Below are 12,000 nucleotides of genomic sequence, written 5' to 3' on the forward strand. Positions count from 1 at the left end.
AATTCTGAACATAATTCCACCTTTTCACTGAATTTAGGTTGAGCAAAACCGCCACACGGTTCACGAGGAAGTGCGGTCGGTTTTGGTTAGGTTTTTAACGTAAGTAATTTACGGTTTTTGTGGGGCTTTGCTCTGTTCTTGGGCTGTTAAAAATCAAGTTTTCGATTTCTTCGCGTATGTTTTTATCTTTAAGCGATTGGGTGTGCTTGGCGATAAAGCTTTCTAGCGTTTGTGCAAGGCGATTGCTCGCAGTGCCAAGGTTGAAAGCGGTTTTGTAGTTTTTATGGCTTTCCAAATCAGAAAATAAATCTTCTAAACGCTCCCAAGCGGCAACAGAATGATTGATGTAATTCATTGCTTTAGCTAGCATATAGAAATTTTCCATATCTAACGCAAGGCTATTGGGTGGCAATTCTTGCATTGAGTGCATTGAAGCAATGTAAATCATCACATCACGATGATCTTTGCGTTTGATTTGCTCATATTTCGCCACCGCAAATTTATTTTTCACTCTTGCCCAGATTTCGCCATAACTCATTTTGGTACGTTGATGAGTTGCAGCAACGGCGTTTTGAATAAGGCGTTGTTCTTCGGGGGTGATGGTGTCGTTTTCTGTTGTTAATAAGTTTGCCTGTTTTTGCCCGATTAGTATTTTCTCGATTTCTTCATCGCACCAAATTGCAAATTCAACATTTAACCAACGGGCGAATGGAACAGCTAAACGGCGATGTAGCCAAGTTCCTTGCTTTGATAAATTTTTACCACCTCTTACTGTTTTTACAAAGTGGGATTTTTCCACTTTGGTAGCGTTACCAGATTTTCTTGTTTCGGCTTTTGATAAGGCTTCAATGTACTCTTGTGTGGTTGGTAAATTTAGCCAATCATTAGGGCGTTTGTTAAAGCGTTTAGCAATTGCTGTTGCATTGAGATAAGCGTCGTTTTGAAAGAAAACTTGAGTGCCGTTGTAATCAGCGGTGATGATATTTGACATAATTGCCTCTACTAATTTTCTGAATAATGTCAGTTGCCTTTATCATAAAGGTAACTGGTGATCGAGTGGTTCAGAAGCCTAGTAGTAAGCTGGAGTTATTTCCCTTTCGGGTATTGTATTCCTCACCCACTCGATCATTGATTGTCATTTACCGTTTTTTGTTAAACTTGGCTGAGAAAAGGAGAAACACCAAATTTTAGACACAAAAAAACCGCATTGGATTTCGGTTGCGGATTCCCGCTACTAAGGTTCTGACACCTATGAAACTAATAGTAATGAAATAAATTTGGGTTGTCAAATGAAAAACCCCTACCAATTTTCACTGCTAGGGGTAATTGTACTAAGGGGGTTATTCTGAAATTTCTTTTAGTGCGCCATTTTTTTTCGCTTGTTGATACGCTTTTTTAAATTTTTGGGCTGCTTGTTTTTTCATTTCGGCAGCGGTCGTTTTCTTCATCATTTTATTCCTCCTTGTAGGATGGGGTTTTTATCACAAAACAATCTCTATGACTGCCTAAATCCGTTATTGGCTTAAAGTTTACCATAAAATCGCTTGGGTTTGCACAAAGTTTTTTATACATTCTGATTAATGAAGGGCGTTCCCCTACAAAAACATAGCAATCTGGCTTAAACCTTAAATAATGCTGATAGACAATTTCCTCAAGTTTTTGTTTTAATTCAGCAATTTGTTTTTTGCCAAATTTATGATCCAACGGTGGCGCGTACAAATCATCATTTTCTGTTTCAAGATAATCTTTCACAAGAAATTTAATAGAATATACCTGACGATGATGAATGTATTTTGTTATATTTACGTCATCGTTAAAGAAAAATAACGTTTCATCATCTTTTGAAAAAATGGCTAAATAAGTTACATTTTCAATATTAAATTCGGTATGAATATAAGTGATGTTATTCTCACTTGTTTCGACAAATTGCACTTCTAGTCCTTAAGTTGGGTTGCCAAGAGGTTCGAAAACCGCCAAAGGAACGGTCGGGATTATTCCCCTTTCGGGTGTTTTATTCTCCGCCCTCTCGGCATAGAGTGATATGTGCGTTCAATTCGTTATGAGAAAAAAGGAGAAACACAAATTTTACGCATAAAAAAACCGCTATGCTGTCGGGTGCGGATTACCGCCTTTGGTTGTAGGTTTCGACGCCTATGTGGGTAATATAAAAGAAAACCCTGCTGAGGTCAACAGGGATTTAATTTTTCGTATGCTTAGAGCTTATTCAATAATGGTAGCTCAATTTGCATTTTGTCTTCAAATAATCGAAGTGTTGCCTCAATTAATGGTTTTTTCTCTTTCCATTGGTTTAACCCTTTGCCACAAAGACTAGCAAATTGTTTTTCGGCATTATGCTCACCTAATAATTGATAATACTGCTCTAGTAACCCTGCCGCCCCTTTTGCCAATTCACCAGCCATATAATCAAAAGCTTGAATATAAGCAATTTTCATCTTCATTGCTTTTTTGGATTTATAGCCCATTACAAGTAACATAAATCCGTTTTTAGTTAAATTATAATAAGGTGTGGGTTTACCATTCTGTAACTTATTGATTTTAAAACAAACCTCAAAATTGAGTTTTGCAAAATCCTCATCGCATTCTTGTAGAATAGCCCGAATATCACGAATAACATTATCGTGTCGCTTTCCAAACACTTTTGCCACAATCTCAGAAGTGGTTACCGTACTGTTATCTTTAATTTGTACAAACTGTTTAAAATTTTCTGGGTTGGCTAATTGCATTTTAACTTTCCTTATTTCCGCTAGGTGACTCAAGCACCCTAAAAGAAACAGCGAGCGGAAAGTATAAACGCTGCTTTCGTGAGTACTGGCACTATCTTTTAGGGCTTGAGTGAATAATAAGAAATAGATGAAAAGAGAAATTTTGATTTTTCCTAATAGGAAAATTTCCCAATGGTCTAACTTTACATTATTCATAATTCTCTTGAGAAAATATGACCAAGGGGAAAACAATGCTCTCTTTAAATGATTTAACCACGGCAACTGTGGTTTTGGCTTATGATGAAGCCGAACAAAAACACGCCAATCAATCTAACATTAACAAACTTGAACTCTACCCTACGCTTTCAGAGCAAATCAAACGCTTGCGTCTTACTAAAACACGCGTCCCTGTGTGGTTTGATAAACGAATGAAAGGCACATTGAAGATTATGACTTCAACGCCTAAAGTTTATGAGGTAAAACATAATCGTTTTTCTGAGTATTGGCTCGGGCAAACGGCACAAATAGCAGAACAAAACACCTCGCTTAGCGTTTCACAACAATACGAAAAATTGCTGTATGAGCAAGGGGCGAAATTTGGGCTTAATGGAGGAATTTCAAAAGCCATTTTCCAACAACATTTTCCAGAGATTGATTTAAATCAATCTCAAGAATGGTGTGTGAGCTTAAACGGTGAAAATATTATTTCCGCTGAGGATTATTATTCGGGAAACTTTGGAGATTTTCGAACATTACACGAAGAGGCGATTGCTCAAGCTGAGGGGGAACATAAAATACAGCTCATTAATCAACTTAATGCAGCAGAAGAACGGTTATTGCGTGCAAATGTGCGTGATATGGATTTTGAGATCACAACCAGTTTTGTTAGCCTTGAAGATCGTGTACGTTTTCTTAATCAATATGTTTCAAATGGCAGGGGCAATTTCATTGTTCGTACCAATACGAAAGGGGAGCAGGTGGTTGAGTTTAAGCCCTCCCGTTCATCTTCTTATGAAAGCATTGAAGACAAAGTATTAAAGCGTGTAGCGAACTTTGTCACCACACACAGCTTTACCACGGCGGCGAAAACAAAAGAAGAAGACAAAGAACGTCGAGTATTAATGAAAAAAATCCTTGCTTCTGCCAATATTCGTTTCTCTGCGTGGGTGAAATCTAATTCAAAATTAATGGGTGAAATCGATAAGAAAGTCAATGATCCTGATGCGTTAATGTTCCGCAATATTGAGAATGGCGAACCATTAAATATGATAGGGATAAATTCAGATTTCCAACCCCGCCCTCATCAAGCGGCGTTTATTCGCCAGCAATCACGTCAATTTGGTGGGATCTGTGGATTTGATGTAGGGCTTGGGAAAACGGCGAGTGCGTTATTAACCATTCAGCATTTACAATCCATTAACATTAAAAAGAAAACGATTTTCTGTGTGCCTAATACGACGCTGACTAACTGGAGAAAAGAGGCAAAAGGCATTTACGCTGATGAGGTTTTTGCACGTTGTTTATTTGTTGGTATTAGAGAAGATAAAGCTGGCAATCTCAGCGTAAAATCCAGTGAAGTGCCTGCTGATTTAGTGTCAATTTTGGACAATAAGCACGATAAGATTTTTATGACAATGGAAGCTTTTGAATCCATTTCATTGAAAGACGATACGCTTGAACGTTATTTATCGGCACAAGGTCAATTTGATCGCCAATATGAATTTGGAGAACGTACAGCGGATAATGAGCGGCTTAAATCGGCATTAGCCAAATTGAAAAAATTAATTGGCTCTAAAATGAAAAACGAATTATTGGAGCTGATGGGCATTGATAGTCTTGTGATTGATGAAGCTCATAATTTCAAAAATGGCAAAAAAGGAAATTTTGGTAGCCGTGTTAAATGGCTTTCACTTGCTGATCCCTCAGCAAGAGGTGTGAATGGTGCGGTTAAAGCCTGGTATATACGAGGGCAAAATCAAAAGCAAGATGGTGTACTTTGTCTCACGGCAACCCCTATTACGAATTCCCCATTAGAAATTTATTCAATGCTTTCTTTGGCTGTCGGCGAAGAAAAAGTCAATGGTCTTACAGGGATTAAAGGTGCGGATCAATTTTTGGAAAATTTTTGCTATATTGAGACCCGCGAGGAAAGTACCGTAGATGGGCGAGAAGTGGAAACTGAAGTTTTTTCTGGGCTACGTAATGTTGGCGTGCTTCGCAAACTTATTCAATCCGTTGCGGCGATTAAAAATGCTGATGATTTACCAAATGGGCGAGATTACATTCCAGAAAGTGAAGAAAACGAAACTCATATCGCTTTATTTGAAGAAACTAAAGCAGCAATTGAAACATTAAAAACCGATTATCGTTTAGCCAAACGCTATGTGGATAAAAACGGGGACGTGTCTTTGGAAACACAAGAACATATGATGGCTCTTACACTTAAAACAGGTGAAACGCCAGAAGTGTTGGCTCACCCATTTAATTTTATTAATAAAGTAACAAAAACCTTACTTGATCGAGATCTGAGTTCAGAGATGACGCGTTATTTTATTGAGCCAAGTCAAAAAACGCTAGCTAAAACGGTGATCGAACAGTTTAACAAGCTCAATTTAAAAGAAGAACGTGAGAATTTGATTGGTACAACCGCAGAGATTATTCTTGATACGATGATGGCGAAAGATAAAGAAGGGATTGACGATTTCGCAACAAAAACGCTTTATACTGTTCAGGTTATCGCTCGTTTAATTAACAACCAGATAGAATTAACCACGACGGATTTTGAAAATCAGAGTAAATTTTTGAAACTTGCTGAAAAAGCGGGGTTAGCACTTGATGTAAAACTCGGTTCAAAAATGGCCGCACTTTTAGAAAACGTTAATCTTGAGCGGGCTAATCCGAAAGCCAAAGGGGGCGTGTGTAAGCAAATTATTTTTTGCGATATGATCGGCTCACATAATAAATTAAAGCTCGCCCTCGTCAATAAAGCCAATATCCCAGCACATAAAATTGTGATTTTTAATGCAAAATCCGTGAAAGACAGCGGAGAGGTGCAAGAAATTCAAGATGGCTTTAATGCGGACACCGTTATTGATGAAAATGGCACAACGCTTTCTGAAAACAAATATGAAATCATTATTGCCAATAAGAAAGCGGAAGTGGGAATCAACCTACAAAAAGGCACACAAGCTATTCATCATTTAACGGTAGGCTGGACACCCGATAGTTTGCAACAGCGTAATGGTCGTGGTGTTCGTCAAGGTAACTATTTAGCACAAGAAGGCATTGCGGTGAATGTTTATCATTATGATGCGAATGGTACATTTGATAGCTATAAACGCAAGTTGATTGGAAATAAAGCGAGTTGGATTAATCATTTACTCTATGGAGATGAAAATAAAGTTAATATTGAAAATGGACTAAGCAAAAAAGATCAGGAATATTTAGCTGACTTAATGGGTAATGAAGAAGCCTATAAACAGGCTGAGGAAAAACTGAAAAAACTTAACGAAGAAAAACGTTTAGCCACGCTTAAACAGGATTTTGTCAATACCTATCAAATGGCAGAAACGATCAAAACAGAAGCACAAAAAATCCGTACTTTTGATGATTTTCTACAATCCCATTTTAATGATGCCGTAAGGCATTTAGAGGCAATCAACAATGAAATCATTGCTCAAATTGCTCCATTAGAGAATAACATTAGCAAAATTCGTCAAGAGTTGGAAAATGAAACAAATGAGGCCACGATTTCAAGCAAACAGAAAAAACGTATTGGTTTGGAAAGCAAGCTTGAGCGAAGAAATGCCGTATTAATGAAAAAGTGGGCGGCATTCGTGCGTCAATACCAATCTATTTATCCCGATGTAATGCCTGATGAGGATTTTAAACGAGCGAGCAGTCTGCTTGAAGAAAGCCAACCTTATTACGGCACCAAATCAAACAGCTTAAAACAAAATCTCGAAAAAGGAGAGCAACACCCACTTTACAATAATTGGGAAGAAGAGAGCGGGGCTTACACACAGATGATAGAAGAGTATGAACATAAGCTATCAGAACTGGCAAGTCAGGTAGATATTGATGAAGAAAGGTTGCAAGCATTAAAAGAGGCAAAAGCCTTTTTGGTGGAGAATTATCCAATATTAGAGGGGGATTTATTACAATCAGAAAATGATTTAATCTACGTTAGTTCGATTAATGATCATTATTTGTTTGGACTTGGGATTTCATTAGAACCTTTAGAGAATAAAGGAATAGATCGTTATAATGAAGAAAAATTGAAGGGATACCACTTAATTAAGGCAAATAGTCCTGAGAGTGAAGTGATTTATCAGCACATTGCAAAACGTGCGGAGCAGTCTTTATCAACCTATGAGTGGTGGACTAAAGAGATGCCTGAAATTGAAAAATATATTGACAGCTCAGCCAAAGTCAAATTGAGTGAAGCACGTCAATATCGATTCAATGATCGTAATCTTGATTTTTCACTTATTTTGAATGAGGAAGACTATCAAGCGTTAAAGCAATCACCAGAAGCTTACGAACATATTCGTCGTATTTATGATGATCAAGGTGTGGAGTATCGAGATAACGGTATTTATGCCCCGATCAGTAATATTTATCAGTCCCGATATTATTGGTCAAACGATGTGAGTGATGAATTATTCACCTTTTATGTGAAATACAATTATCCATTAAATGAGAAGGTAGCTGATGGTTACTTCTCCGATTTAATACACACGCCAATGCCTCAGCCATTAGAGGCGGTAGAAAATGTCTTTAGTCAAATTGATGTTGCGAATATCGAGAGTGGAGAAGCCTTAATTCAGAAAATGAATGAACTAGCCAATGCTCGTCTTGAAGAATTAAAGGTTATTGAGAAGGGGTTTACCTTGTTTGATTATCAACGCGTTGTTTCTTCTCGTATAACGGATTTTAAGAGCAATATTTTCACTTATCTATTCCGCTTGGCATCAGATTTATTTATTGATTACCAACAAAAACAGCTTGAAAAACAGAATGCAGAAAAAGCAAAGGAAAAAGAAGCCTTACGCTATACTCTTCTTGCGAATTATCTGGTTGTTTCGGGCAATACGTTGAAATATCAAGACAGTAACGGGAATAAATTCCGTAACAGTGTAAACAGTGTATTAAAACGTGATGAACTTGATCCTACTTATGCCATTGCGTGGCTGAAGAAAGACAAATCCTTTAATCAGAAAGGTGATGGACAATTCTTCAAACAATTTAATGATGAGCAGTTCGCCGTCTTACCCGCCAACAGCTGGATCATTCATAAGCAGGCTTGGGATTGGCTTGTCGAAGCTTATCGTGAAGATCTCAATAATGCGAAGATTACAGCAAATTCGGTTGTCTAGTCACAAAGTGCGGTCTTTTTTGACCGCACTTTTTTAGAGGTAGTTATCAAGTCCTGCTAAACTTTGAGCGATTTTATCCGACCAGCGGCGATCTATTTCTGTTTGCTCACCAATTTCTGCCGCAATATAATGCGTGCTTTCAAGGAACGCAAAGGCAAACGTATCGCCAATATCAGGCGAGGGTATGCCTTGAGCTTTCATATCGGGTTTACTCATAATTTGGTAGCGGGCTTTATTATCATAATTGTAAGGTATGCGAGTTAATTCATTAATGATGCGTATGCCATAACGATCCGCAACCGCTGCACTAATACCAAAGCGTTTTTCTTGAATGGCTCTGGCAAGAGAAACGATCGACTGTGCACGTAAATTATAAAAACTCTCTTTTAATTCCTTACGGAAACAAAGATTTCCCCATTTCACTTTTTCAATATTTGGCACACCAAGGTCATTAAGGTTATGAATGAAACCTACCCCTAGCCCGCCATAGTCCACGACAAGGGTAGCGTTTTGATAATCTGTAGATTTTCTGGCGACCGCTCTTGCAAAATTCACCGTATCTTGATCATCACGCACAATGGGAATGTCTTCAATATAAACACGGCGGGCATTTTCGCCATACATTCCAAATCCCCACACACGTGCAACGGTCATTACACTGTCATCGCGAAAATCCCCACCTCCGACATCAATAGGGATCACATAGCCCCAATCTTGATAGCCATTTAATGGATTATGTCCGAAGATCGCTTCAACCTCACTACGCCCCAATAAAAAGCCATCGGATTTATTCGGAAATAATCCGCGTACTTTAATGTCGTATTGCTCTTTGCTGTACTGGCGTTTCTTCTCTTGTAAAAATTCATAGCTAACAATGGGAGAAAGTTCAGAATTGAGTGTAAGATTATTCCACGCACCACCAAAAGCACGGCTTAGTTTATGATGGGTTTCATAGAAAAAGCCCGTATTTCGAGTTGGCTGACTGGCAAGCACCATTCTGTTTCGGCGATCAGTGAGTGAACCTGTCAGCACGCCAAAGTGGGTATCTTCAATCCCAGAGGCTTCATCAGCGATGACTAAAAGATAATCGCCGTGCAACCCCGCCAAGTTTTCAGGTTCATTTTTGGGTGCCGTTTTGGCAAGAACGTGCCAATATTGCTTCGCCCCCTTAATATTAATGTCGGTAGCATTGAGTTCTACTTCTTCAGCAACCCAGCTAAAGTTGCTTTTTTTCATTCGATTGAGTGATAACGCAACTTCCTTAAATACTTGTTTTCGTACTTGTTCTACTTTTGGGGCTATAACTGCCGTGATCGAATTATAATAACAAGTTAAGTGCCAAAGTACGATCACCCCAAAGCTCGCTGTCTTTCCCGTGCCGTGGCCAGATGAAATAGAAGTACGAGATCCGAGTGTCTGTACGCTCTCCATCACATCAATTTGCTGATAAGTGAGATCTAATCCGCAAACTTCTTTCGCAAATAAAGGCAAATTGAAAGCGTACCGTTTCACAAAAGCGGCATAACGATGATCTTGAATTAATTTAGGTAGGGTATTTTTGCTCATTCCTCTAGCATAAAGGTTGATTTTTTTAGGAGAGCGGTATTTTTCCTATCTATTCGCCACTGCACTTTATTTCGTAGTCAAATTAGGAAAAATGAAAATTTCTTTCTTCTAGTCATTTGTAAAGTAACGCTGTTTACAAAGGCAGAGTGGCTTCAATTCTCATTCATTGCCCTTTGTAATTTCAATACGTCAATTAATGAAACTATGGAGGGCAAAATATGCCATTTTATGATGATAAACGCTGCCAAGAAGCTCAGTTGTTAATGGATAGTGTACTTGCTGATGTGAATGATGTTTCATCGTTACAGTTAGATTCTGTTGAGCAAATCAATGATAAATTAGGCTCGTTTAATGATGGGAAGGAAGCCAATCAAGTGGGAATGGTGGAAATCCGACAAGCGATTTTAGATGGCATTAATGCCTATGAAAAAGCACACGGATGTAAACCGGGTTCACACTTAGTTGCGTCAGCACTTGAACAAGGAAAAGTGTATCTTGATGATGCGATTGCAACATCAAATTCAATGTCATCAGAAGCACGTGCGATGGTGCCACGCCAAGCCTTGATTGCGATTAAGTCTGTGTTATTTGCGGGTGTGCCATTTGCCTATTATTTGCAAGGGGATAAAAACACGGGTGAAGCACCGTTAATTATTATTTCTCATCACGCGGGAAATAAAACCGGTATGTATGATGTTGGGGGATCATTAAATGGTGTAAGTGGTGGTAATCCATTTATTACTTCCGATCGTACACATACATTAACTTCAAGTGATAAAACCAATTACTCAGGTAAAATTACTTCAGTAATGACCGATTTTGCTCAATGCGATCAGTCTGCTACCGTGATCCCGCTTTATCCTAGTCGTACGCAAATTATGGTAAATGGGTTAGTTGCGGCGACAACTACAAATTCAAAATCTGATACTGAAATGGTTTCGGCGGCAGTAAAAATTGGCGATACGGATTACAGTTTTACTGCCACTGTTAAAATTCAAACTGGCGAAGTTACCGTCGCGTTTACGTCCGCCGTGCCTGAAAATACCGTTGTGGCAGCACGCGGTTATTTGAACGTGGAAGATGTGAAATTTAAAGAGGCAACGCCGTCAGTCAAAACGATTGCAAATAAATATACAATGTTTGCAAAATCCTACCGCTCAAAAGTAGTGGTAACTCCAGAAGCGGAACGTCAGTTTAGTCAAGAAATGGGTATTGATCCCGCGACAGAAGGGACAATGATGATTCGTATGCAATTTGCTCAAGAACATCTTTATAAAGCCCTGAATGATGCGACAACCATTGCGAAATTCCACAATGCGAATGAATTTGACTTTGATTGGGACGAAGCAGGTAAACGCAAATCTCAAGAAGAGATTGCCAAAATTTTATTAAGCAAAATCGATATGATTAGCCAAGAGATGGCAAATCGTAACGGCTCTCACGGGGTATCCCATATTTATGTTGATGATCGCATTCGTACTATTCTTTCTGCACTTGGTGGGGATTATTTTGAATCATCTAATATTTCAGCACGCCCAGGGAGTTATCGCTTAGGTCGCTTAGGTGGAATGTATGAAGTTTATTACACACCGAAAGGCTTAGGTAAACGCACCGAAAGTGGTGGCAAGAAAGCCGCTCGTATGTTGTTGATTGGTGCTAATTCCGCACAACCAGCGTTCAATCCATTTATTTTTGGTGAAGTGGGTGCACCAAAAATTGATCGCATTAACCCAAATTCAGAAAGCCCTGAGGGTGGCTATTGGGTAACGGGTAAAAACTTTGCAGAACAAAACCCCGTGCCAGAGTATGCGGCAAGTGTTGCTTTGCTTGATGTGTTAGACACCCCAAATTGATAAGGAGATTCCCCTATGTTCTTAATTATTGGATCAATGCTAAAAGAAAATGAAGCATTAGCGATCTTAAAACAAGAATGTGGGGAATTTAACTTCCCGCAAAAAATTACTGTAGAAAACCATATGCCCCGTGATGTTGTTGGGGCTTCGGTGAGCCTGTTTTTAGACTCTAATTTAAAAGCAAGCGGTATCACAAAGCAAGAAGTTGAATTTCCGACATTTGGTCATTTAATGCAATTCGTTACGGATATTGAATTGGTGGCAAAAGCAAATGATTTTGAAAAAGCGATCTCACTTTCTATTGCAGAAAAAGAGGTTGATACAGTTGAAGACGCTCACACAGCTGAAGTTGAAGAAACTCATACTGTTGAAACTGAAAGAAACGAAACCGGAGAGAGCAAAAAATCACGTAAACGAAGAGATAAGCATCAACAAAATGAAGATGTTAAACCTGATGAAGAAAACAACAAGGAGTAATCA

The 12,000-nt window shown here is 38.7% G+C and carries 7 protein-coding genes; 3 read left to right on the top strand and 4 right to left on the bottom strand.

Annotation, left to right across the window (positions count from 1 at the left end; translation table 11 throughout):
- Positions 1–94: 94 nt before the first annotated feature.
- The 3 genes from HBL79_RS02355 to HBL79_RS02365 all read right to left on the bottom strand — a co-directional run bounded on the left by HBL79_RS02355 (position 95) and on the right by HBL79_RS02365 (position 2,744).
- On the bottom strand, positions 95–991 hold the full coding sequence (locus HBL79_RS02355; protein ID WP_051128105.1) for a KilA-N domain-containing protein: 897 nt from the start codon (positions 989–991) through the stop codon (positions 95–97).
- Positions 992–1,452: 461 nt separating this feature from the next.
- Positions 1,453–1,932: a hypothetical protein gene (locus tag HBL79_RS02360; RefSeq protein ID WP_017807194.1), complete on the bottom strand. Its 480-nt coding sequence runs from the start codon at positions 1,930–1,932 to the stop codon at positions 1,453–1,455.
- A gap of 281 nt (positions 1,933–2,213) precedes the next feature.
- Positions 2,214–2,744: a Rha family transcriptional regulator gene (locus tag HBL79_RS02365; protein ID WP_035688183.1), complete on the bottom strand. Its 531-nt coding sequence runs from the start codon at positions 2,742–2,744 to the stop codon at positions 2,214–2,216.
- A 230-nt stretch (positions 2,745–2,974) separates the two neighbouring features.
- Between HBL79_RS02365 and HBL79_RS02370 the strand changes: the two genes are divergently transcribed.
- A complete protein-coding gene (locus HBL79_RS02370; RefSeq protein WP_035688181.1) occupies positions 2,975–8,101 on the top strand; it encodes an SNF2-related protein in 5,127 nt (1,708 codons plus the stop codon).
- Between the two features lie 33 nt (positions 8,102–8,134).
- Here HBL79_RS02370 and HBL79_RS02375 read toward each other — a convergent pair whose 3' ends face one another.
- Positions 8,135–9,667, bottom strand: coding sequence for a DEAD/DEAH box helicase family protein (locus tag HBL79_RS02375; protein ID WP_046097429.1), 1,533 nt, complete (start codon positions 9,665–9,667; stop codon positions 8,135–8,137).
- A gap of 218 nt (positions 9,668–9,885) precedes the next feature.
- Here HBL79_RS02375 and HBL79_RS02380 point away from each other — a divergent pair, with 218 nt between their 5' ends.
- On the top strand, positions 9,886–11,520 hold the full coding sequence (locus HBL79_RS02380) for a hypothetical protein (RefSeq protein WP_035688180.1): 1,635 nt from the start codon (positions 9,886–9,888) through the stop codon (positions 11,518–11,520).
- A gap of 15 nt (positions 11,521–11,535) precedes the next feature.
- Positions 11,536–11,997, top strand: a complete 462-nt coding sequence (locus HBL79_RS02385) for a hypothetical protein (RefSeq protein ID WP_017807201.1) — start codon at positions 11,536–11,538, stop codon at positions 11,995–11,997.
- Positions 11,998–12,000: the final 3 nt, after the last annotated feature.

The organism is Avibacterium paragallinarum (assembly GCF_011765605.1).
Lineage (GTDB): Bacteria > Pseudomonadota > Gammaproteobacteria > Enterobacterales > Pasteurellaceae > Avibacterium > Avibacterium paragallinarum.